The 20,576-nt window shown below is 40.0% G+C and carries 25 protein-coding genes, 14 tRNA genes, 2 rRNA genes and 2 pseudogenes; 7 read left to right on the top strand and 36 right to left on the bottom strand.

The window, feature by feature from the left end:
• Window positions 1-520: pseudogene (locus ABDZ84_RS08395) on the top strand (transposase); the annotation flags it as partial.
• Window positions 521-600: 80 nt separating this feature from the next.
• Here ABDZ84_RS08395 and ABDZ84_RS08390 read toward each other — a convergent pair.
• A complete protein-coding gene (locus ABDZ84_RS08390; RefSeq protein ID WP_343781052.1) occupies window positions 601-870 on the bottom strand; it encodes a hypothetical protein in 270 nt (89 codons plus the stop codon).
• Between the two features lie 320 nt (window positions 871-1,190).
• Window positions 1,191-1,571, bottom strand: a complete 381-nt coding sequence (locus ABDZ84_RS08385) for a hypothetical protein (protein WP_343781049.1) — start codon at window positions 1,569-1,571, stop codon at window positions 1,191-1,193.
• 1,033 nt (window positions 1,572-2,604) lie between these two features.
• Between ABDZ84_RS08385 and ABDZ84_RS08380 the strand changes: the two genes are divergently transcribed.
• From ABDZ84_RS08380 to ABDZ84_RS08360, 5 genes are all read left to right on the top strand, one after another.
• The gene (locus ABDZ84_RS08380; protein ID WP_343781047.1) at window positions 2,605-2,787 is read left to right on the top strand and encodes a hypothetical protein; all 183 of its coding nucleotides are present in this window, start codon (window positions 2,605-2,607) and stop codon (window positions 2,785-2,787) included.
• A complete protein-coding gene (locus tag ABDZ84_RS08375) occupies window positions 2,788-3,516 on the top strand; it encodes a hypothetical protein (RefSeq protein ID WP_343781043.1) in 729 nt (242 codons plus the stop codon). It abuts the gene before it with no gap.
• Between the two features lie 5 nt (window positions 3,517-3,521).
• Window positions 3,522-3,848, top strand: coding sequence for a DUF771 domain-containing protein (locus tag ABDZ84_RS08370; RefSeq protein ID WP_343781055.1), 327 nt, complete (start codon window positions 3,522-3,524; stop codon window positions 3,846-3,848).
• Between the two features lie 80 nt (window positions 3,849-3,928).
• Window positions 3,929-4,306: a tyrosine-type recombinase/integrase gene (locus ABDZ84_RS08365; RefSeq protein WP_343781040.1), complete on the top strand. Its 378-nt coding sequence runs from the start codon at window positions 3,929-3,931 to the stop codon at window positions 4,304-4,306.
• A complete protein-coding gene (locus tag ABDZ84_RS08360) occupies window positions 4,303-4,788 on the top strand; it encodes a site-specific integrase (protein ID WP_343781037.1) in 486 nt (161 codons plus the stop codon). The genes ABDZ84_RS08365 and ABDZ84_RS08360 overlap by 4 nt, the downstream gene beginning before the upstream one ends.
• Before the next feature lie 371 nt (window positions 4,789-5,159).
• Here ABDZ84_RS08360 and ABDZ84_RS08355 read toward each other — a convergent pair whose 3' ends face one another.
• The 14 genes from ABDZ84_RS08355 to ABDZ84_RS08290 form a co-directional block, all read right to left on the bottom strand.
• A complete protein-coding gene (locus ABDZ84_RS08355) occupies window positions 5,160-5,822 on the bottom strand; it encodes a hypothetical protein (RefSeq protein ID WP_343781034.1) in 663 nt (220 codons plus the stop codon).
• Between the two features lie 141 nt (window positions 5,823-5,963).
• The gene (locus ABDZ84_RS08350) at window positions 5,964-8,624 is read right to left on the bottom strand and encodes a phage tail tape measure protein (protein ID WP_343781031.1); all 2,661 of its coding nucleotides are present in this window, start codon (window positions 8,622-8,624) and stop codon (window positions 5,964-5,966) included.
• Window positions 8,611-8,886 carry a hypothetical protein gene (locus ABDZ84_RS08345; RefSeq protein ID WP_343781028.1) on the bottom strand — a complete coding sequence of 92 codons (276 nt, stop codon included), beginning with the start codon at window positions 8,884-8,886 and terminating at the stop codon, window positions 8,611-8,613. The genes ABDZ84_RS08350 and ABDZ84_RS08345 overlap by 14 nt, the downstream gene beginning before the upstream one ends.
• Window positions 8,887-8,939: 53 nt before the next feature.
• Window positions 8,940-9,119, bottom strand: a complete 180-nt coding sequence (locus ABDZ84_RS08340; protein WP_343781025.1) for a hypothetical protein — start codon at window positions 9,117-9,119, stop codon at window positions 8,940-8,942.
• 23 nt (window positions 9,120-9,142) lie between these two features.
• Entirely contained in the window at window positions 9,143-9,463 is a 321-nt protein-coding gene (locus ABDZ84_RS08335) for a hypothetical protein (RefSeq protein ID WP_343781022.1), read from the bottom strand.
• A gap of 41 nt (window positions 9,464-9,504) precedes the next feature.
• The gene (locus ABDZ84_RS08330; protein WP_343781019.1) at window positions 9,505-10,239 is read right to left on the bottom strand and encodes a hypothetical protein; all 735 of its coding nucleotides are present in this window, start codon (window positions 10,237-10,239) and stop codon (window positions 9,505-9,507) included.
• Between the two features lie 33 nt (window positions 10,240-10,272).
• On the bottom strand, window positions 10,273-10,596 hold the full coding sequence (locus ABDZ84_RS08325; RefSeq protein WP_343781014.1) for a hypothetical protein: 324 nt from the start codon (window positions 10,594-10,596) through the stop codon (window positions 10,273-10,275).
• A gap of 113 nt (window positions 10,597-10,709) precedes the next feature.
• Complete coding sequence (locus tag ABDZ84_RS08320; RefSeq protein WP_343781011.1) at window positions 10,710-11,468, bottom strand: hypothetical protein; 759 nt, start codon at window positions 11,466-11,468, stop codon at window positions 10,710-10,712.
• A 5-nt stretch (window positions 11,469-11,473) separates the two neighbouring features.
• Entirely contained in the window at window positions 11,474-11,602 is a 129-nt protein-coding gene (locus ABDZ84_RS08315) for a hypothetical protein (protein ID WP_343781009.1), read from the bottom strand.
• Between the two features lie 159 nt (window positions 11,603-11,761).
• Window positions 11,762-11,974, bottom strand: a complete 213-nt coding sequence (locus tag ABDZ84_RS08310) for a hypothetical protein (RefSeq protein ID WP_343781007.1) — start codon at window positions 11,972-11,974, stop codon at window positions 11,762-11,764.
• Between the two features lie 48 nt (window positions 11,975-12,022).
• Window positions 12,023-12,970: a hypothetical protein gene (locus ABDZ84_RS08305; protein WP_343781005.1), complete on the bottom strand. Its 948-nt coding sequence runs from the start codon at window positions 12,968-12,970 to the stop codon at window positions 12,023-12,025.
• A complete protein-coding gene (locus ABDZ84_RS08300) occupies window positions 12,970-13,200 on the bottom strand; it encodes a helix-turn-helix transcriptional regulator (RefSeq protein WP_343781002.1) in 231 nt (76 codons plus the stop codon). Before ABDZ84_RS08300 ends, ABDZ84_RS08305 begins: the two co-directional genes overlap by 1 nt.
• A 1,035-nt stretch (window positions 13,201-14,235) precedes the next feature.
• Window positions 14,236-14,583 (bottom strand): hypothetical protein, encoded by a 348-nt coding sequence (locus ABDZ84_RS08295; protein ID WP_343780998.1) that lies wholly within the window; start codon window positions 14,581-14,583, stop codon window positions 14,236-14,238.
• A 14-nt stretch (window positions 14,584-14,597) separates the two neighbouring features.
• Window positions 14,598-14,780, bottom strand: a complete 183-nt coding sequence (locus ABDZ84_RS08290) for a hypothetical protein (protein WP_343780995.1) — start codon at window positions 14,778-14,780, stop codon at window positions 14,598-14,600.
• A gap of 163 nt (window positions 14,781-14,943) precedes the next feature.
• Here ABDZ84_RS08290 and ABDZ84_RS08285 point away from each other — a divergent pair, with 163 nt between their 5' ends.
• Window positions 14,944-15,183, top strand: a complete 240-nt coding sequence (locus ABDZ84_RS08285) for a helix-turn-helix domain-containing protein (RefSeq protein ID WP_343780992.1) — start codon at window positions 14,944-14,946, stop codon at window positions 15,181-15,183.
• A 620-nt stretch (window positions 15,184-15,803) separates the two neighbouring features.
• On the opposite strand, the gene ABDZ84_RS08280 is transcribed toward ABDZ84_RS08285, so the two are convergent.
• The 20 genes and pseudogenes from ABDZ84_RS08280 to ABDZ84_RS08190 form a co-directional block, all read right to left on the bottom strand.
• On the bottom strand, window positions 15,804-16,010 hold the full coding sequence (locus ABDZ84_RS08280) for a hypothetical protein (protein ID WP_343780988.1): 207 nt from the start codon (window positions 16,008-16,010) through the stop codon (window positions 15,804-15,806).
• Window positions 16,011-16,178: 168 nt separating this feature from the next.
• Window positions 16,179-16,253: pseudogene (locus ABDZ84_RS21475) on the bottom strand (pathogenicity island protein); the annotation flags it as partial.
• Between the two features lie 425 nt (window positions 16,254-16,678).
• Window positions 16,679-17,422: a helix-turn-helix domain-containing protein gene (locus tag ABDZ84_RS08275; protein WP_343780985.1), complete on the bottom strand. Its 744-nt coding sequence runs from the start codon at window positions 17,420-17,422 to the stop codon at window positions 16,679-16,681.
• Window positions 17,423-17,607: 185 nt separating this feature from the next.
• Window positions 17,608-18,588, bottom strand: coding sequence for a tyrosine-type recombinase/integrase (locus ABDZ84_RS08270; RefSeq protein ID WP_343780982.1), 981 nt, complete (start codon window positions 18,586-18,588; stop codon window positions 17,608-17,610).
• Between the two features lie 130 nt (window positions 18,589-18,718).
• Window positions 18,719-18,800 (bottom strand) — tRNA-Leu (locus ABDZ84_RS08265).
• 8 nt (window positions 18,801-18,808) lie between these two features.
• A tRNA-Cys gene (locus ABDZ84_RS08260) sits at window positions 18,809-18,882 on the bottom strand.
• 9 nt (window positions 18,883-18,891) lie between these two features.
• A tRNA-Gly gene (locus ABDZ84_RS08255) sits at window positions 18,892-18,966 on the bottom strand.
• A 3-nt stretch (window positions 18,967-18,969) separates the two neighbouring features.
• A tRNA-Gln gene (locus tag ABDZ84_RS08250) sits at window positions 18,970-19,044 on the bottom strand.
• Window positions 19,045-19,061: 17 nt separating this feature from the next.
• Window positions 19,062-19,137: transfer RNA gene (locus ABDZ84_RS08245), tRNA-His, on the bottom strand.
• A gap of 13 nt (window positions 19,138-19,150) precedes the next feature.
• A tRNA-Trp gene (locus ABDZ84_RS08240) sits at window positions 19,151-19,224 on the bottom strand.
• Between the two features lie 18 nt (window positions 19,225-19,242).
• Window positions 19,243-19,327, bottom strand: a tRNA-Tyr gene (locus tag ABDZ84_RS08235).
• Window positions 19,328-19,346: 19 nt separating this feature from the next.
• Window positions 19,347-19,422, bottom strand: a tRNA-Phe gene (locus tag ABDZ84_RS08230).
• Window positions 19,423-19,463: 41 nt separating this feature from the next.
• Window positions 19,464-19,540: transfer RNA gene (locus ABDZ84_RS08225), tRNA-Asp, on the bottom strand.
• 32 nt (window positions 19,541-19,572) lie between these two features.
• A tRNA-Met gene (locus tag ABDZ84_RS08220) sits at window positions 19,573-19,649 on the bottom strand.
• Between the two features lie 46 nt (window positions 19,650-19,695).
• Window positions 19,696-19,771 (bottom strand) — tRNA-Val (locus tag ABDZ84_RS08215).
• 4 nt (window positions 19,772-19,775) lie between these two features.
• Window positions 19,776-19,850: transfer RNA gene (locus ABDZ84_RS08210), tRNA-Glu, on the bottom strand.
• A 16-nt stretch (window positions 19,851-19,866) separates the two neighbouring features.
• Window positions 19,867-19,958: transfer RNA gene (locus tag ABDZ84_RS08205), tRNA-Ser, on the bottom strand.
• Between the two features lie 2 nt (window positions 19,959-19,960).
• Window positions 19,961-20,035 (bottom strand) — tRNA-Asn (locus tag ABDZ84_RS08200).
• A 24-nt stretch (window positions 20,036-20,059) separates the two neighbouring features.
• Window positions 20,060-20,175: ribosomal RNA gene (gene rrf / locus ABDZ84_RS08195) — 5S ribosomal RNA — on the bottom strand.
• A gap of 149 nt (window positions 20,176-20,324) precedes the next feature.
• Window positions 20,325-20,576: ribosomal RNA gene (locus ABDZ84_RS08190) — 23S ribosomal RNA — on the bottom strand; the annotation flags it as partial.

Here is a 20,576-nt window from a genome sequence, read left to right as displayed (position 1 = left end):
TCGATGCCGGTTACGATTATGAACCAATCTATCAACAATTAATCGATCAGGATCTACAAGCTGTCATTCCGCATAACCGACGTAACGAAGGAGAAACGGTTGGTTATGACGAGTACTTCGCACCGACTTGTGTCCTAGAGCATTCCTATCGCTACGACAGCTTCGATCCAAAATACAAGACATTGAAATATACACGTCCGAAGGAATGTGCAACGTGCCCATTACAACACGACTCACTTTGTCAAAAGACTTTTAAAATCAGACAATCTACAGATATCGAAAGTACACCAATCCCGCAAGGGGATCGAAAAAATGGGATGAACTGTACAAAGAACGTACCGCTGTCGAACGTGTTAATGCCTATTTGAAAGAATTCTTTGGACTGAATAATGTCCGTCACCGAATCGGGAAAAAATCAAGTCTTCACTTCCATTTGGTGACGCTTGTTTATAATGCCTCGAGATTAGCCGCGGATCGGATTAGACTAGAAATGAAACATAAGACGCTAAAAGCTGTATAAATAAAATTGATCTTTATTAAAAAAACTTGAAAATTATCAAGGAACAACTCTATGCATTTTTAAAAACAGCAATTATGAAATTAATTCAACTTATAAACCTTTCCGCATTGCAAATAAGTATCGTCTTTCGTTACATATACTTCGCTGTCGTCAATTGCTTCAAAGGAATAATGAAAAGCATCTATTAGCTTATTCAAAGTATTAACAGCAATTGAAGCTTCATCGTACTTTTCATTTTCCATCTCAACTGCTATTGATTCTGCAATTTCTTCACTTCTCTTCATATATGCTACAAATAAATGAAGATTGTCTATATGAATATCGCTTCTAGTTAGAAAGATTTTTTTCATGTTTGCTAACCTTTTATACCCATTATTAGTTATAATCCGTCTGGTTGGAAAGGAATGATCTATCAATCCAAAGAGTACATATAGTTTTATACCTTCCTGTTCTTTTGCGAACGTAACATAATTTTTAATTTTTTCTTCGAGTCATTTAGGTGACTCTGTTGCTAGGTCACTTTCGATGAATATTAGTGATGAATTTAATAGGAATAGCGCATCAGGTATAAAATCAAGTTGATACTTTTTTATTTGATTCCGAAAATGTATGGGACGTACTACGGTTGGTATTTTATCCTCCTTATGAAATGATAGGTAAATATCCAACGCTATTTGCTGATGGCTAAGTAATGATCATAATTCGAAAGCTGAAAGTAAGCACCCAGATTTTCTTGTAAATATCTTGGGTCTACAACACCTTCTTGGACTAACATAGATAATCCATTTCTTCCAATTCGATTTAGATTAAATTCATTTCCAAAACGTTTTTGATTGGTCAGTTTTTCGGTTACTATGATATTATTTTTTTGCCATCTCCATAATCGATGCCGGAATGTATTATAGGTAACACCTTCATGTGTATTTGCAAATTGGTGTAATTGTTTCGAAGTTAACACTTTTTGTTCTAATAGATATTTCAATAGTTGCAGATCACATTGATGTAACTGCACCCCACGACCATTAATACCTAAATTATAAAACTTCTTCATTATTAGCTCCTTTCACGTAAAAAACCCCGAACAAATCCTACACGCACCTATGGCGTGGCTATGATCTGTTCGGGGTTTTCCCGTTACCAATTATGTTATTATTTAACACAGTACCAGTTGATATAAATTTTGTCAATAAATTTCATTGTGAGCTCTATTAACTTGAATTAGACTAATATAATCTTGTGAAAATTAGTTTGGTTAATGATATTATCAATTCCGTACCTACTACAAGAATGTATTACTAACGATCCTCTCAGAAGAGCATATTATTTTTAATATACGATATTTATTTCATACTTTAATCCAGTTATGAAATTGGGAGAAAATATATAATTAGTTCCTTTACCTGGTATAGTTTGATTTATATTGTTAGCGATATTATCTCAGTTCATTGTTATAAGCTTTAACATCAATGTTAAAGCTTAAGTGTTAAAGAATTTTATTAAAATGCCACTTTGAACTTCACCGCATCGAACCATAAAAATTAATCCACTCCCATTGCTTTTCTTTCTGGTATTTACCTTTCAATACATCAAATAATTAAAAGTGTAATTTAGTACTGATCTAAAAATTTTTTAATAAATTTTAAAGATCTATTGTGCGGCACATTTTAGCCCTTTTATATCAAGAATTTTAAGAATTAAAAATTGATTAATCATTGTGATGCGAATGTAATCACATCACAATTAATGATGTTATCTTATGCTATCTTAATACGATGACATGACTGGCTTCAATTGTGCCGCAGTGTTGTCAGATCGTTATTACATCACTCTGTGAGAGTCCTATTGACAGGTTTTAAGACTTATATTATTGTTTATACATGCTTTAAAAAGCCTTTGCAAAAATCAAAGTAATTCAATTAAATAAATTGTAATGGGATAACCCCAAAAAGTAGACAAGCACTGTTACCAGTGTGAAGTTTGTCATGCTTTTTGGGCTTTTTTGTTTTGAAAGGGGGTTAGTATTCTACATTTACGTCATTGCAAAGGTTAAAGTAAATTAATTTATTAAATTTGGAGGAATTTAAATGAACAACTATAAAAAAATCGGATTAACGAAAGCATTGGACATTCAAACTATCTTCAAAAGTGTCGATGAGGAAAAATCATTTTTATTAATGGGCACTGAAATTCTATATCATCAACCTAAAATGAGTGCCAAAGCTAAACTGATATTAGCCTATATTTTATCCCGTCCACCGTACTGGTAGGTGTCAATCACAGATATATCAACTCATGTTAAAGACGGTAGAGATGCTATCAGATCAGGATTAAAAGAGTTAGAGGAACATGGTTATATAATTCGATTTGATGTACGCGACCTTCAAGGAAAAATATTAGGAAATATTATCTTTGCATACGACACGTCTCAGCTAGAAAAGAAAGAAGAAATCATAGCAGAAGCAAAGTTCGACATTATACAGAAGTTAAAGAAGATGTCATCAGAAGAGATTGAGGCATTAACCAGTTCCGGATTATCAGAAACCGGGAAATCCAACACAAGTATTATTAATAAAAATAATAATAAATCAAATATGTGTATGAATGGATCACCTGAATCTGATAACAATGACAAACTTAACGCATCAAAAGAAAAAGCAGAGATTATGGAAGAGGTTTACAAAGGCTGTATAAAGATAGATGAACCAGGCTTCTTTAACGAAATTTACACTATGCTTACACGAAAATTTAAAGGTCAGTTAGACGCAAGAATAATAGAATTAGCGTTTTCACGTTATCTAGAAAAACAGGCAGATCTTTACAACGGCAATGAAATAGAAATTATAAATCCAGCTGGTTGGTTTTATGATGTATACCGTGATGCAATCAAGATATACAAGGCACAGCGCTATGCTAATAATAAAGAGAAAGAGCAAATTGCTAAAGAACTTAAACAAGTTCAAAACATGCATTTCTCTCAAAAAGATAAGGACCAGTAGAGGTGATGCAAGTGCAAAACTTATCCATGAATCTCAATATACCAATACCTGAAGATAAAGTGATTATCTCGAAGTGCGAACTCGAAAAATTAAAGCAGAGTGAGTTAGATGGTCGTTATTGGTCCATGAAAGATTTAGAAACTAGAGTAAGCCGTAAAAGCGAATGGATAAAAGAGAATATTCTGTATCCTGAAAATTACAGAAAAATACTTGATGTTAATTACGGTGGATTTGTCTATTATCCAAAAGTACAAGGGCAAACTTGGGTATTTCAAGCTTCAAAGATGGCACACTTTCTAGAGAAAAATTTTGAGCCTATTTTTAGAAGTTAGCTTTAAAAGATCCTTTATAAGAATTATGTTAAGATAAGGTAGACCCAACGGCCACCTTATCTTAACTGTGGGGTGTCGAAATGGCAAGTATTCAAAAACGTGGTAAAACATATCAGTATACTATCAGTCGAACTGTTAACGGAAAATCAAAACCTATTCGAAAAGGAGGTTTCCGGACTAAAAAAGAAGCAAGAATTGCAGCCAATGAGTTAGAGGCACAATTAAATAAAGGTATTCTTCCACATTTAAAGCCAATTGCATTTAACGAATACTTTGATAAGTGGTTCCATTTATACAAAAAACACGTGACTCAAACAACATTCAAACACTATGAGTATACGTTAAATGCTATTGAAAACCATTTTTATGATAAAGCAATCCAAGACATAACCAAGCATGACTATCAGGAGTTTATCAATACTTTTGGTTCTAACAAGTTGCTGAAATTGTCGGTTTGACCCGAAAGGACTTCAATTTTAAAAAGAATACCATAAGTATTAACAAAACATGGGGTTACATGAAACGTAATACCGAAGGATTTGCCCCAACTAAAAATGAACAATCTATTCGTGTTATCAAAATTGATCAACGAACGATGGCTCATTTTAAAAAGTTATTCCAATCAACACCAGATAACATTCATCAATTGGTGTTTTATAGCCCTAATTCTAAATATAAAGTAATTAGCAATACAAATGCTAATAAATTATTAAAGAAATTACTGATCAATCTAAAAATTAATCCTATAACCATGCATGGATTAAGACATACTCATGCAAGTGTATTATTGTATAAAAAAGTTTCTATTTATTATGTCAGTGAGCGATTAGGTCACGGAGATATTGAAACTACTTTGCGTGAATATTCTCATGTTGTCAGGGAATTACGAGTAGAAGATGAGGCTGCTACAACAGCAACTTTCGAGAATATGGTTGTGTAAAAAATGTGTAAAATGGCGATAAAATCTATCGTTTTCTATCGTAAACTCAAAAATTTAAAAAAGCGTTAGAACATTGATATATCAACATTCTAACGCAAAACGTTAATTTTTAAATTAGCTTAAATTATTATCAAAATACCGGTGGTCGGGGTCGAACCGACACTCCGTAAGGAACACGATTTTGAGTCGTTAAAAGACTCGTAAATTGCCCTCGAAGGTTGCCACCGTTCATTTTGACGAATATATAGCGTAGCTAACGCGTACGACCTACGTACATACTCTTTCCTTTTCTCTAATTATACGCTACCTACCGAAAAAAGACAACCGTTTAAAATAAAGCCCCACAGCTTTAGCACGGGGATATGTTCGAACTATTCGAATGTAACTTCCGTTTGTACCTCTTCTCCGTTAATCGTAGATTCGGACGAAGGTGGATCAAATGTAAACTTTAAACTTGTTAACGATTCTAGGTCTTCATCCCCTAAGTTAAACGGCGTAACAAATTCTTGAATTACATTACCGACATGTTCCGACTCTCCTTCGTTTAGGTAGGTCTGCGCTTCGTACTGCCCTTTAGTTTCGGTTGTAACTCGGGTTGTAAACGGATGGAAGCTAACAGTGTCATCGGATGTATTTTCGGATTCTATTAACGTGATTGCTAGGTTCATTGGTATTTTCGTACCTTCCTCCTCAAATAGGAAGACGTTTTCCTCATTCGGCTCGAACGTCGCTAGCAGTACCTTCTTTAATTCGAATTTAATCGGGCCAGTTTCGTGTTGCTGATTTGCGTCAGTCGCCTTTACAATCGTATATGTACCATATTCGTTCTTAATCGCGTCACCTTCGACAGCTTCCTCGAAAGTTACTACTTCCGGCTCCTGCGCCTTCTCTTCGTCGGCGTGCGCTTCTGTTGTTTCCACCTCTTTTGGCTCTTTTGACCCCTCGTTGTTTGAAGCGTCTGCCGGTTCGTCGTCATTACAAGCTCCTAAAAATAAAGAAAAACTAAGAACACCTACTGTAAATAATTTATTCAACTAATCTACCCCTTTTCCATTTTATGGGTACATTGTACCTTACCTTAATATCTAAGTAAATACAGTACGTTTCTATTATTCTATGGCAAAAAAAAGACGAGCCTAAGCCCGCCTTATTATATTTCCTTGTTCCGTTAAAAATCAAGTTCTCGCCCCCCTAAACCGGTTTAAACGTTTTTTATTACGTTCCTGTACCTTTGTTATGTCGTCCACATGCGCTTCGAACTCGTTATTACCGAGTTGTAATCGTATAATAACAGGTTGTCGCTGGGTTTCGTTATTTTCGTTAGTATTACTACGTAGTGGTTCGTTATTTACGCCCCCATTACGATCCGACATACGCTCTCTCTCGTAACTGCTACGAGCCTGCGCAATGCTTACTCGGTTACTTTCCGGCTGAACCGCAGGAACCGAAAGCATCCTCGTTAGTGCGGAGTGAATCGCGCCTTCGCTATCGTTTATGGACTTCGTGACCGCCCATGCAAAATCAATTTTGTGTAGGTCGCGTAAAGGTCCCTCTTTAGCTGGCGAAAATGGCCAGTAAGAGCGAATGATGCCAGCGACATTTTCAACCGCACCGCTGACTTTTTTCTTCATCGATTCAATACCGCTAACCGCACTCCCGATAATTTTACGCCCGCTTTGATAGAGATCGGTTCCCTCTATATCTGATTTGATGTCGCCTAACATATCGTTGACCCAGCCTTTACCATCATCCATAGCAAATTTCATTGCTTTAGCAAGGTTCTGGAAATTCTTGTCGGCTTTTTCTTTTGAATCCTCCGTCTTTCCACTCACGTTATCACGTATATTTTGGAAACCGTCTTCCACATTTTTCTTGATTTTCCCCATCGATCCGGAAATGTTATCCCACATATTTTCCCAACCGTCTTCCACGTTTTTCTTAATTTTATCACCGGCGGTGGAGACATTCTTCTTCATATTCTCCCAACCATCGGAAACGTTTTCCTTAATTAGCTCAGCCTTTTCGCTAACAAACGCAGATATTTCGTCCCACTTCGAAATTACAATCGCACCTAACGTTATTGTTCCGGCAGCAACCCATCCCATTGGTCCGGACAAACCGAGTAAGGCGCCTCCGAATCGAGCAAGTGCAGGTAAAACTCTCGAGAATATAGATTTTCCAATACCTTTTAATCTAGGGATCAATTTATCCTTAATCTTACTCCCTAACCCTCCGGCTTTAGGTTTGGTCTTGTCCATCTTACCGCCCATCTTACCTAGATTAGGAATTACTTTTCTAAGTATAGTATCTCCCAGTAGCTTAAGAACCCTATATAAAGGACCTAATACTATCGTCGTGAGTTTAACTAATGGGTAAACAAATAGAAAAGCTGATCCCAAACCAAATATTAAACCTACAATTTTGTCTAAGTACGGAATATTATCCATAGCCCAGTTGGAAAACTCTAGTAGTGAGTTAACAAAGTCGAGCATTTCAGATGAGACAGGTGCCATCGCATCTCCGATGTTATATATTAGCTCCACTAAATTATCTAGTAAATCCAGCACTTTAGGAGTGTTCTCTTTGACAAACTGTACGAACTCTTTAAATTCTTTACTGTCCTTTAGAGATTGCCCCCAATCTTCGAATTTCTGCGTTATATTTTCTAATCCGGTTAACATATCCGAAGCCACGGGCGCAAAAGCCTCGCCAATTCCGACTAATCCTCCGATTATATTTCCGATTATGTTGAGCATCTTCGGGCCATTCTCGCGAATATAATCGATAAATGCTTGAAACTTTTTCGACTCATCGAGCGAAGCCGACCAATCACGGAATCTTCCCGTCATATTTTCGAGACCTACCGCCATATCCATCGCTAAAGGTCCGAACGCACGCATAAGGTTCATGAACCCAATCATCGTGTTTATTCCGACTTTACCGAGCATTTCTAACGCAGGCCCGGCATTTTTATTTAAGAAATCAAAGAATTTTTCGAATGACTCCGTTTTGACCTCTCGGTTTAATTGATCGACTAAGTTACCGACTGCTTTCGTTGACTCTCGGAACATCGGCTCTAAATTCGATAGTACCGTGTTAAGGAAATCCATAGAACCTGCGAATATTTCCACCGTGTCGTCTTCGAGTGACTTCGATAACTTTTTCCACGTAGAACTTAGCTTGTTCATCGATTTATATGCGTTCTTTTGTGCGTCAGAAAGCGAATTGTACACCGTTTCCATCTCTTCGATTATTTCCGCTCGCTTTTCAAGATCGGACGTTTCTGCAAGTTTCTCGTCAAGGTCTTTTAAATCCTTCGATACCTCGAAAACTTTACCGAGATTAGATACCGCAACAGAACCGAATGCTACCGCACCTGTTCCGGCGAGTCCGAAAGCTGTCCCTAGTCCCATTATCGAACCGCCTAATACACCGACCATCGGCAGAATCGATCCTAGAGCTCCTGTTACTGTCGAGGTGAGTACAGGTCCGATCGTAACTAGACCAGCCGTTAGTTCATGTCGAATAAATTCTCCTGTATCCCTAGAAAAATCTGCAATTCTATCCATAGAGCGCCGGAACTCTCTGCCTGACGCTTTGATGTCAACGATAATTGAGTTATCTTCTATCTGCTTCTTACGTCTCTCCACCCGACTTGCTGTTCGATGAAAGCCGGTGGCATCTCCGTCGATGTCTACCTCTAGCTTTCCGAACTCTAAGCCGTCAGCCGCACGCCTAGCCGATTTTAATTTGCGATCTAACTTATCCATATTCCGGCTGAAATTATCGACAGCTTTAATTCGAAATTGAATATTAAGTTTGTCACCTGTAGACATTGTTAGCACCTCCTTTCATATGTGCGGTTAAAATTAGTAATAGTTCGTATTTATCCACGTACTCACCGAATAGCCTCTCGAGTTTTTCCAAATCCCCGGCAATAGCCGCCTTAAATAACTCTTCAACCTCCTTTTTGAACGGCTCTTTATCATCCAGTTGCCGGATTTCGCGAAGCCCCTTCGCTAATTGACTTCGCTCGGTTAAGTTTTCGCTTAAGTATTCCTTGCGGATTTGTTCCGCCTTAATTCGCTTTGTTGCCACTCCCTCACCTCCTTTTAAATTTGCGTAAATAAAAAAGCGCCCGTAACGGACGCCTAAAAGTTTCGCTTTTTCGGATCAACCTCGATTGTTACACTGATGCCTCTCCCGTTTCGCATTGCGTGATTACCGACTATTTGCCCTCCGGCTTGTTCAACGGCTCTTTGCAGTTCGCTTAGTTCCTCCGTTGAATAAACAACACGGGTAAACCTCGTAACTTGTTTAATTTCGCTCATTTTATCGACTCCCCTTCGTTTATTTATGCGAACTGAATTGAATTAACTAACGGATCGCTTGTATACTTATCTGTTAGATGCGACTGTAAGCCTGCGGTTAACAGGACCTCTTGCGGCAAAATAATTGTAATGTCCGCTGGTTCACCTTCGTTTCTAACTATAGCGTCTACTGTCCGGTCTAAAGCCTGTTCGATAATTTCAACCGGATTAGTAGCAACTAGGGTGTTAACGGTCAAGTCCTCGCCGCCTTCGAATTGAATATGAACGATCATCGCCCGATACGGCGCAACATGAGGATGCCTTCCAGGATAATTTTTCATTGTGATTTCGATTTGTACGTTCATCTAATCGTCTCCCTTTGTATTTTTAGTTGGTTTTATTTCTTTTATTTGTACGCCGGATGGATCAGTTTTAAATTTCTGTATGCTGTGTCTGCTTCGTCCGGTAATGCGTTAGCCATTCTTGCAGCCAACTCGACTCCTTCTGAGTCCTCTCGTAACTGGTTGCTAAGTGTACGTAACTGTCGTTTAACGCTTTTATCGTCATCACCCGCAAGCTCTACTAGACGGTGTAATTCGTTTGCGAGTGCAACTTTGCGACCTTCTGAAAAGTACCGCATGTTACTTTCGATCCGTCTAATAGCTTTATCAATACCATTTAACTTTGCGTCACTAACTAATTCATTCATTAGTTGACGTGCGCCTGTTTCGTCGGCTTGCGTAATGTCCCGAGTCAAGTTCGCACGTTCTCGCTGTGCTTCCTCGCGAATCTCTTGAATAATCGTTGTATAATCGGTCTGTAACCCTGCGACCTTTTCGTCGAGTTCTTTCCTTAGTTTGCTGACCTCCTCGCGGAAAAAGTCCGGGTCCTTATAGCGCGGGTCCTTGCTGTCTCTTAGTTTGTCGTACTGTTTGCGGAACCTCTCGACTTCTCTAGTGATGTCATTGTGATACTTATCTAGTTCCGGTTCGCTGTCGTACTTAATCGCTTTGCCCTCGTTAACTAATTGGTCTGCATACGATCTATCAACCTCGTAGAAGCGATCCATTGCGTTGTGTGTGCCTCTGTAGTGGTCATCTGCTAACATAAATACCCTTTGTTGTTTTTGTGGCTTTTCCATGACTTCATTTCTCCTTTTAATAAATAATTAGTTTTAGTTCCAGCGACTACCGCCTTTGCCTTTTACGTTGCGGACAAATGGTAAATCGATGTTAGTACTTAGGTTATCTATTACATAATCGTGTTCCCGCACAAATAAGTTAATATAATTTTCCGCCTGGTAATAACAAGCGACATCGCTTTTCTTGCCAGTGGTATATCTTAACTTGTAAACGGTCTTTCCAGTTGCTCGATCTACTGCATACGTTTTTACTTTCTTTGTTTTGCTGTCTATCCGGTCAACCGTTATTCTTGCGATTAGTTTCCCGTCTGGCTTTGGTTCACTGTCTGTTATTTTGCTTTTTCCTATTCCAAACATGCTGATTCACCTCCTTATAAGAAATCTTCGCGTAACCGTTTAGCACTCTCTTTGCTTCCGGCTGTGGCTGTGCGCTTGCCCTTCTTCTTTTGCGCTTTCTACCGTCGCGGGTACTACGTAAGGATTGGTTCTTTTTCCTCGTCAATCTCGCTCACCCCTTCGCCGCTGTCCGCGTCGTCAAATAAACCTTGTATTTCGTATCTCATCGGCTCGTCGAATACTTCCGTTATGCTTGTTCCTCGTAAAATAGCGTCCATATATAGCAAGCGAGCCTGTTCGTGGCGTGGCTTATATGGCGCACCGTACATTTTGACTATGCCAGCATATTTTCCGTCTATCTTTCCCTGAGTAAAATTGACGGCTTGTACCGTCGCGTACTCATTCGCATAAAGTAGCCCTTCGATATATTCAGCCAAGTAGTTGACGTGTTCTTTGTTCGTCATTGCTTGCGGAATATAAAGCGAATGGATACTAAGCGTGTTATGTCGATCATATTCGATTAACCCTATTGCACCCTCGTTGCCTTCGCCTCGTTCGGTGTAAGCGATGAACTTCCGTTTAATATCTTTACCTACGCGTCCGTAGCCGTGCTTATTTTCGTATCTATCGAAAACCCCGGCAAAACCGGGCATAACTAGTTTTAACGCTCCTACTTCAAACGACATAGAGTCATAGATAACAAACGGATCGGTTTCATTGCCTTGGCGTAATATACAGCCCTCCGCGTTAGTTAACGTGTAGCCTTCGTCATTAATCGTTAACGTAAGGCCAGTTAGTAATGGAGCCCGGTTGCCCTCGCGTGATTCTCCGATTAATTTGCTTTCACATTCGGTATTTCGATAGTACGTGTGTTCTTTATAGATGCATCGCAAGCTCATCACCCCTTAATTTTTTGTAGCTTTGTTAATACGTCGGCAGATAGTAACGACTGAATAGTGTAAGTTGCTCGAACATGTTTACGATTCCGTTTGCGACGCCTTGGCTTTCGTTTCTTTTGTTCCTCCATATTTCTCAACCTCCTAATAAGTGACGCTTTATAGCTTATATAACGCGTATTCACTAAAATATCGGGCTTATACCCCCGAAAAATGAAGCTTTCTACCTTCGCAAGTGTTATAGGTATCGGAAGTAATTAACCCGTAAAAAATAGGCTTATAAGCCTTGTTTATCGAGGTTTAAATAAACGTATCTGATTACGGTTCACATACCCATCAATGCTAATAATTCGACCGGTTCCGTCGGTAACCGTGTTTGTAATGTCTGCGACTTCAAGTAACTTGCGTATATCCGGCGGATACGTACTGAACACTCGCCAATTGCTATCAATCGGATCATAATTGTATGTTGTTTCCTGTTCGGCTCTATCGTAATAACTCACTGCATAACCCCCTTTTCAGTCAAATAAAAAAAGCCTTAGTTGGCTTTACTACTTGAATAATATTTTTATTGCGTCTAACCGTTTACCATTGCCCGCGTAAACTACTGACGGATTTACTACGATTTTCTTTTTCCTTGCGTCTCCATCCGTTTCGAAAAATCCGAATACTGGCTTGCCTTCGTATTTAATCTCGCGAAGCACCGGCATTAATTTTCTTGCGTCTGAATAACCTAGCTTATCCGCTAATTCGCTTACAGGCATCGGCTCTATTTTTTCCGATTGTACTTCCGTAGGATTTTTACTTACGATATTGTAATTAAAGTTAATGTAAGGTAGCACCGCATATAAAACGCCTAGCTTTTTAATGCTACGTCCGCTAAACATCGCATATAACTCTCGAATAGTTTTACGGAATAACCTCGTATACTGCATCTTTTTAGCGTCTATACTAGCTTTCTTATCGGTACCTCGATAAAAAACAGTCGCATTCATAACAAGCCCCGATTTTTGCTCGTAAATAATCTCGTTATCTATTAACTTCCGATAAAACTCGCTGTACTTATTACGGCTCCTCATACCGAGCAACTCCCCTAGCGCTCTCTTATTGATCGGGCGTCCGTTATCATATACGAGATGATTCGTCTCCCATGATAAGTATGTGCCGACAAACATTAACCGAGCTAAATCTGATTGCGTTAGTTGCGGAAACCTGTCCGACATAGACTTACAAGCCTCGTAATATGCGAAGAAGAATCCGCCGTGATCCGTTTGATGTTGCGCTAGATTTTCTATCGCTCTCTTTGCTGTCACTTGCTGATTAGTGATTACCGTCTGTATGTCGATGTTCTCTAGGATTTCGCCAGTATCCGGGTTTATTGGTTGTCCGTCTACTACGGCGAAGTTTTGTGATTTCTTTACTAACTCCTCACGCGTGTTCGGATGTAAGTCCTTATATGCCTGTTGTTCCGCCTTGTAATCTCGAAATTGTTTCGCCATTAATTAGCTTCCTCCTTTGTATTAGCTTCCATAAGACCGCAAAATGTGATAAACCCTGGTTCAGTTATGTCAAACTTACGATAAACTCTCGCCTTCGTTACGTCAGACACACCGGTAAATCCCGCCTCTATCTTGGCGATAGTAGATTCCGCGACATTAACGTAAGTAGCGAAGTCTTTTTGAGTAAGTCCGAGGTATAGTCGGATAAGTTTTAACTGAGTGCTCGTCATTGATAATCCCTCCTTAGTTTTCTATAAATTTTCTTTAGTTTTAAAATTCTTCTTGTATACTAAATAAAAAATACCGTCCCATTTAAGGACAATACATCTCACTCCCTCAAAAAGAATAGATACGAAAAAGTATGTAATGCACATATTGACACGAAAGCTTTTAAATAATATCCTCCTACTAGATAGGACAGCTAAGCGCCTAAAATGTACCCATAGTTTGCAAATTGTAACACAAATGTAATATAACCGCAGTTCTCTACTTCCCCTCATAAAGATAAGACAGCTAAAAAGATGTAATATCCCTATTGACACGAAATTTCCCCGACTGTGCAACTATGTGTAAAAATTAAAAATAGGTGCCATTTCGGGTGCAAAATCGAAAAAATAGGTGCCATTTCGGGTGCATCCGATTTTTATAAATAACACATCAAAACGCAGTCATATCAAGGGTTTTCAGCGTTTTTATACCCAATACTCAAAGTCTTACTCATCTTCTATATCAGTACCGTTGTTAAAAACCTCCGATAAATACATATGGCGAAATAATGTCCGAAAAGGTAGGTTACTACCATCGACATCATTAACCGCTGTATATGTGCGTTAATAAAAGAGAAAAAGAATTAAATTACATTGCGCCCTGAATATAAACCAATTCAAGGCGCCATATATTGTCGCTTCGCTTAAAATATGTTCGATAAAGTAATATAAATAACACAAGGGTGACAACCCGAAGTGTCGGCGTAAGCCGGTTGTAGTTTGTATTTGTCTTTATTTCACGCATTCTTTGCTTACGCACTCGATAGTACCGCGATAAATGCGATTAAATAGAATACGTCCACCTTGTCAAAGTTTCGCAATTCCGATAAAATTGAACGCATAGGGAATATAACTCCTTTCTGGCTCCGACGCGCCAACGTCAAGAGCCGTGTTAATATCAAGCCAGGCAAAGTACGCCAATACTTTCGCCAACAACCCGGCTTAACTACGCCTCGACATTAGAAGCACGCCAATACTTCTCGACGTCGAGGCTTTTGCTCACACAAACCGACGCAGTTCATTAACCATTTTGTTTATTTCCTCGTCTGTCCAGTCGACGTCGTTTGCACATCGTCCTACTATTTCCGACGGTAATGAATGCAACGTAAAGTACCTGCGAATTAATTCCGTTTGCACCGTCACAAACTCCTCTAGCCATTGGTTTTCTCTAATACCTTCCGCATACTTCCGCCAATCAATAGCCAACCGATCGTACCACTCTAGTAATCTCGCATTATTCACCTTACTTGTGCCGAAATCACCGACATAAAAGCCATAAACTCCTACCTTTACCTCCGTGCTGTCTTCTTCGTAACTTATCCATTGTACGTTGCTAGTTTCCGCCATTTATAACGCCTCCTTTAATCTAATTTAACGGATGGATTCTGTAACTTATCCGCCATTTTGAACGCCTCTTCTGCGAATTCTTCCGCACGTTCTAGTTGATAGGCAAAAGCACCTTTTTGTACTGCGCCAACTAGTACGGATGCCTCGGTAAAGCTACAGGTGATCGTTATTTGCTTTCCGTTGTTAATTACGTTCATATATCGAACCTCCTTTTTACGTATAAAGTTTAACTTTTAAAGTAATGCGTTAAATGAATTATATAACGTTTAAAGTAATACGTCAATAGAAACACGAAAAAAGTTTTACGGGATTTATTTAATACGGTACAATAAAGTAAAATCTAGTATTGGAGGCTATACAATGAAAGCAACGGTTAAACTAACGCTAAATGAAACGATAGAAAAAACGGAAGGTCTAACGAGGAATAAAATAGCAGTACAAGGACGGATAAGACCCGCGACTATTTCGGAATTATGTAACGGGAAAAGCAAGTCAATCAGTTTCGAGACATTAACGAAAATAATTGACGCCCTTAACGAGTTAACCGGGAATCAATACGGAATGGAAGATGTGCTAACGATAGAGTACGAAACGGAGTAACACCGATAATTATACGTAGTTGTGTAACGACAAAACACTTTAGTTCGTTAAATCGTTTATGTGCGTTAACTTACAATATAAGAAGAAAGTCGGGGAAAAGCGGAGATATATCACTTACGAAAAGTAATTATCGAGTATCCAACGTTACACACTACGGGTATATTTACGCCAATTTTCATCGGGCAACGTGTTCACGACGCAGGCACTCGGAAAATATCGAGGGTGACGAGCTAAGCTAACCGTATATGACCAGCTTAAGCACGTTATCCCCTCGCCGAAATATCCCCGTATCCCACACGATTTTATACGGGATTTTATACAGTATAATTTATGTATAAAAATACGAAGATTATACACGACTCACAAACGTTGATATAACGGCATTAATAACGTTACTTCCGATTAGATACATTATGTAAACTAAGTGTAATTATTCCATACGTAACTGTTGTTATAAAAGGTTTTATACATTTGTTACTAATAGTAATTATCGTTGGTTATCTCGTTTGACTAACCGTATAAATATACATGAAGAGTATCGCTTTTCCACGGTAGAAAAACAGCGGTAAACGGGGCGGGGGCGGTAGAGTCGTCGGCTGCTTGCCGGGTGCCCGCAATTTTCAGCCAGAAAATAAAACATCGATCCCTAAAATTTGGTAACTGCGCAACTCATCGTAATCGTCAGGTTTAACATACTCCGTCCTAGTCTCGTATTTTACCTCCGGCGGTTTATTCCGTTCCTCCGTTAATGTTTGCGCTAGTTTCCGGTTGTCCGACTCCGTCGCCTTAAGTTGGCGCTTTAATTCTTCGATTTCCCTACGCGACATTTCCGTGGGTTTCTTAGTTTCTCCGGAGGGTAGTTCGTACTCATGTTCGAGTTCTTCGTCGGTGAAGGACGTCAATATAACCATCGCTCCGAACGGTAAATGCGAAACGTGTTTCGTTTTCTTTTTGAAACGGTCGAATACTTTCATATAATGTTGAGCGTTCCTTTCTGAGAAATTTAACTCTGTCTTAATCCAATTTCCGAACTCTCCGTGCGCTAGGTCGTTTTCCTTTACGTGTTTCAGCCGCCTGCCAATTTCGAAGATTGCTTCGCCTGCTATCCGTTTGAATCTGACGATTAGTCATGCGTTGATTTCTGCGGTGAGTGTGGATAGGTCTTGCGACAGTTCGGTAGATAGTTCCGATTGAGTGCCGCCGTTTAATTCGTTTGTCATCGAGTTGCGCCACCTTTCTTTTTATTTTAATTTTTCTTTGGTAAGAACTTAATGCCTTCGCCAAATACCTCCACTAATTAATCCCTTTATCGGATAATCTTTTTCCGCAAATGAATTTATTTATAATTTAATTAATGGCGACTTAGATTGGTTTGTATCTAAGGAGCAATAGTTTAAGTCGGTTTTGGTATCGGTATTATTTTACAGTATAGTTCGTTAGGCAAAACTGCCTATCACTGAATCTCATTTCTGCCTATGGGGTGTTTCATTTCTGCCTAAGCTAAAAACAAACTACGGCTTAATTTGCGAATGGACGCGTACAGATAGCCGTCTAGGTTGCGTATATGTCCTCGCTTATATCGGAGTATGCAGTCGCTAATACACGCCCTAAATTCGTCTGCATACGCTTCTATTCGGACCTTTCGAGTTTTACTTCGAAACACTATGCCGACATATTTCCGTAATTCTTCGCCATAAAAGAACGGGCTTAGTGCATTGTATAACGGTGCAGGTATGTTATTGCGTGCTGCCGTTGACTCTAGTACGTAAGAATTATTATTTAAGTGATTAAATATAGATGGTTCCGTTTCCTTTTCGTCGTTGTTTGGCTTGTCAGCGTTGGTTTTCTCGTCTTCCGTTGCGGTGTCATCCTGTGGTGTCAAGCTGGTCAGAATACGGATTATATTTACGCTCCTACGCCATTTCTTAACGGTTGCTATTCGCTCGATCATTCCGTAGTCTGATAGCATGTTTATCGCACGTATAACCGTTCTTTTAGACACTCCGATACTGTCCGCGATAGTTTGATACTTAGCGAAACTAACTCCCTTTATACGCAGGCTACTACGCCCAAAAAAGCGTAATACTTCGATTACTGATTCCGGCTGCTCGTCTGATCGTAATAACTCTATGTATTCGTATATTTTTGCGTCCATTTCTGCGGTAGTTTCAAACGTGCGGTATTGCTCGATATTTTCGAATGATAAAGTTTCGTACTTCGTAGCCTTATTACTTGTCATTTCGATTACCTCCAATTAGAGGCGCAAATACACGAATGTACGTTCGGTCATAAGCGTACAACAAATAAACCTTGCGAATATCCACTTTTTTCGATATAATTACCGTAGGCATAGGAGTTATATCGAGTGCGAAGCAAGTCTTTGCATTTCGGTATAGCGCCTTATTTTTTGTTTAATTTTTATATTTACATCTTTATATTGTTTAACGGTGAGAACTGCTTATGTTTCTCTGAAACCTCACTACTAAACAGGTTTACATAGACACGAACCATTTCCATAGAAGAATGGCCAAGTATTTTTTGTAACTCAAACACTCCAGCTCCATTCATAATGCTTAACTTCGCAAATGTGTGTCTTAGAGTATGCGTAGATGCCCTAACCCCTTTTATATTTGCTAGTTTGCCGTATTTCGCTGTCACCTTTTGGAGTTGGCTTCTAGTCATGGCAGTTTCATCAATAGTTACAAATAAATGATCAGTTTCGCATATGCCCCTCAACCGTAAATAACGCCTTAATTGATCTTTCATCTTTGATTGAATAGGCACATGTCTATGAAAATGATTCTTAGTATTTCGTATGAATATAAGACCTTCTGACAGTTTTACATCTTCAACAAGAATACCAGCAGCCTCGTTCAATCTAATACCAGTCTCGATAATTAACAACATGAAAGTGTAATCTCTTTGTCCTGTAAATGTCCTCTTATCTGGCGCATTTAAAAGTTGCTGTAATTGCTTTAAGCTGAGAGTTTCAATATTCGCCTTTCTATCTTTAAGAAGTGAATATTTTTGCATAGGATTATCGTCAATGTATTTATTCTCGTATAGGTAGTTAAATAAAGTTCGAATAGCTCGTAATTTAGTGTTAATCGTTACAACCTTTAAATAACGGCGATTCTGCATATCTTCGACATATTCATCGATATGGCTGCGTAAGACCTCGTTAATTATAAGCGAATGACCAAACTGCATTAAGTAGTTGCGGAAATCATTACATTCTCGCTGGTAATACTTAATCGTAAATTCTCGTAAACCTTTCCGTTTTGCGTCACGAATAAATATGCCCATAGCCTTGTCATAACTAATTAAATCGGCGTGTAACGTCTTATTTACGATTTCTAATTCATCACCAATTAGTTCGTTTTTCCTCCGGGATTTTCTAGCCAACGCAAAAAAGCCTCCCTCCGTATTTATTCGGAAAGAGACTCGTATAGGTTGCACGACCATTTTGCGTCATATATAACGTAAAAAACGGCACCTACGTTAGTAGATACCGCTATATATCGCCTTTTATCGATACCGGTGGTCGGGGTCGAACCGACACTCCGTAAGGAACACGATTTTGAGTCGTGCGCGTCTGCCAATTCCGCCACACCGGCATAATCGTTGGAGGCGGTAACCGGATTTGAACCGGTGATAAAGGTTTTGCAGACCTCTGCCTTACCACTTGGCTATACCGCCATATATACTTGGAGCGGAAGACGGGATTCGAACCCGCGACCCCCACCTTGGCAAGGTGATGTTCTACCACTGAACTACTTCCGCAAATGGCTGGGCCACCAGGATTCGAACCTGGGGTACACGGGATCAAAACCCGATGCCTTACCGCTTGGCTATGGCCCAATTATTTAAATTAAAAATGGGGCGACCGGTGGGGATTGAACCCACGCGTGCCGGAGCCACAATCCGGTGCGTTAACCACTTCGCCACGGCCGCCATATAGAAAAATTGGCAGGGGTAGTAGGAATCGAACCCACATCAAAGGTTTTGGAGACCTTCGTTTTACCATTAAACTATACCCCTAATTATACTATTAGAAAATGGTGGAGGGGGGCAGATTCGAACTGCCGAACCCTGAGGGAGCGGATTTACAGTCCGCCGCGTTTAGCCACTTCGCTACCCCTCCAAGAAGAAGAAAATACAAATGGTGGCTCGGGACGGAATCGAACCGCCGACACAGGGATTTTCAGTCCCTTGCTCTACCGACTGAGCTACCGAGCCATTCAGTTTTAAACTATTAAAGTCTATAAGACTTTTGAAAGTGGCGGTCCGGACGGGACTCGAACCCGCGACCTCCTGCGTGACAGGCAGGCATTCTAACCAACTGAACTACCGGACCAACTAATGGAGTTATTCAATAATAAATTATTTTGGTTGCGGGGGCAGGATTTGAACCTGCGACCTTTGGGTTATGAGCCCAACGAGCTACCAGACTGCTCCACCCCGCGATGTAAGGAAGTAATAAATTTGTTCTGTTTTTCAAATCATTATTGATGGTGGAGGATGCAGGGCTCGAACCTGCGACCCCTTGCTTGTAAGGCAAGTGCTCTCCCAGCTGAGCTAATCCTCCATGTTGGTGACCCGTACGGGATTCGAACCCGTGTTACCGCCGTGAAAGGGCGGTGTCTTAACCACTTGACCAACGGGCCAGTATTATTAGAATAGTGGCGGAGAGCGAGGGATTCGAACCCTCGAGGCCGCGGTAACGGCCTACACGATTTCCAATCGTGCTCCTTCGGCCACTCGGACAGCTCTCCATTGGCTCCACAGGTAGGATTCGAACCTACGACCGATCGGTTAACAGCCGATAGCTCTACCACTGAGCTACTGTGGAATAATTCCAATTAGAATGTATCTTGCCTGGCGGCGTCCTACTCTTGCAGGGGCAAAGCCCCAACTACCATCGGCGCTGGAGAGCTTAACTTCTGTGTTCGGCATGGGAACAGGTGTGACCTCTCCGCTATTGCTACCAGACATGATGTCTGCCAAGTGTTGTCAAAAAACAGTGACAACCAATATTATAATTGTTTTTCAGGAAAAATCAAGTACTATTTTGAAAAAATATGTATTCATTTGTACCCTAAAAACTAAATAAGAGATCATTCAACGACAACCAAAAGAAGTTAGTTAAGTCCTCGATCGATTAGTATCCGTCAGCTCCACGTGTCACCACGCTTCCACCTCGAACCTATCAACCTCATCATCTCTGAGGGATCTTACTCACTTGAAGTGATGGGAAGTCTCATCTTGAGGGGGGCTTCATGCTTAGATGCTTTCAGCACTTATCCCTGCCACACGTAGCTATCCAGCTATGCTCCTGGCGGAACAACTGGTACACCAGCGGTGTGTCCATCCCGGTCCTCTCGTACTAAGGA

Source organism: Virgibacillus salarius (assembly GCF_039521925.1).
Taxonomy (GTDB): domain Bacteria; phylum Bacillota; class Bacilli; order Bacillales; family Amphibacillaceae; genus Virgibacillus; species Virgibacillus salarius.
The sequence above is the reverse complement of the archived record's forward strand: the minus strand, read 5'-3'. Positions and strand labels throughout refer to the sequence as shown.

Bases quoted from the DNA above. Each gene is read 5' to 3' on its own strand.
- ABDZ84_RS08290 (WP_343780995.1), bottom strand. From the start codon at position 14,780: ATGAACGTAATTAACAACGGAAAGCAAATAACGATCACCTGTAGCTTT.
- ABDZ84_RS08340 (WP_343781025.1), bottom strand. From the start codon at position 9,119: ATGAGCGAAATTAAACAAGTTACGAGGTTTACCCGTGTTGTTTATTCA.
- ABDZ84_RS08390 (WP_343781052.1), bottom strand. From the start codon at position 870: ATGAAAAAAATCTTTCTAACTAGAAGCGATATTCATATAGACAATCTT.
- ABDZ84_RS08295 (WP_343780998.1), bottom strand. From the start codon at position 14,583: ATGGCGGAAACTAGCAACGTACAATGGATAAGTTACGAAGAAGACAGC.
- ABDZ84_RS08330 (WP_343781019.1), bottom strand. From the start codon at position 10,239: ATGGAAAAGCCACAAAAACAACAAAGGGTATTTATGTTAGCAGATGAC.
- ABDZ84_RS08365 (WP_343781040.1), top strand. From the start codon at position 3,929: ATGGCAAGTATTCAAAAACGTGGTAAAACATATCAGTATACTATCAGT.
- ABDZ84_RS08370 (WP_343781055.1), top strand. From the start codon at position 3,522: ATGCAAGTGCAAAACTTATCCATGAATCTCAATATACCAATACCTGAA.
- ABDZ84_RS08285 (WP_343780992.1), top strand. From the start codon at position 14,944: ATGAAAGCAACGGTTAAACTAACGCTAAATGAAACGATAGAAAAAACG.
- ABDZ84_RS08305 (WP_343781005.1), bottom strand. From the start codon at position 12,970: ATGGCGAAACAATTTCGAGATTACAAGGCGGAACAACAGGCATATAAG.
- ABDZ84_RS08315 (WP_343781009.1), bottom strand. From the start codon at position 11,602: ATGGAGGAACAAAAGAAACGAAAGCCAAGGCGTCGCAAACGGAATCGT.
- ABDZ84_RS08335 (WP_343781022.1), bottom strand. From the start codon at position 9,463: ATGAACGTACAAATCGAAATCACAATGAAAAATTATCCTGGAAGGCAT.
- ABDZ84_RS08275 (WP_343780985.1), bottom strand. From the start codon at position 17,422: ATGACAAGTAATAAGGCTACGAAGTACGAAACTTTATCATTCGAAAAT.
- ABDZ84_RS08385 (WP_343781049.1), bottom strand. From the start codon at position 1,571: ATGAAGAAGTTTTATAATTTAGGTATTAATGGTCGTGGGGTGCAGTTA.
- ABDZ84_RS08350 (WP_343781031.1), bottom strand. From the start codon at position 8,624: ATGTCTACAGGTGACAAACTTAATATTCAATTTCGAATTAAAGCTGTC.
- ABDZ84_RS08380 (WP_343781047.1), top strand. From the start codon at position 2,605: ATGAACAACTATAAAAAAATCGGATTAACGAAAGCATTGGACATTCAA.
- ABDZ84_RS08325 (WP_343781014.1), bottom strand. From the start codon at position 10,596: ATGTTTGGAATAGGAAAAAGCAAAATAACAGACAGTGAACCAAAGCCA.
- ABDZ84_RS08300 (WP_343781002.1), bottom strand. From the start codon at position 13,200: ATGACGAGCACTCAGTTAAAACTTATCCGACTATACCTCGGACTTACT.
- ABDZ84_RS08280 (WP_343780988.1), bottom strand. From the start codon at position 16,010: ATGTCGCGTAGGGAAATCGAAGAATTAAAGCGCCAACTTAAGGCGACG.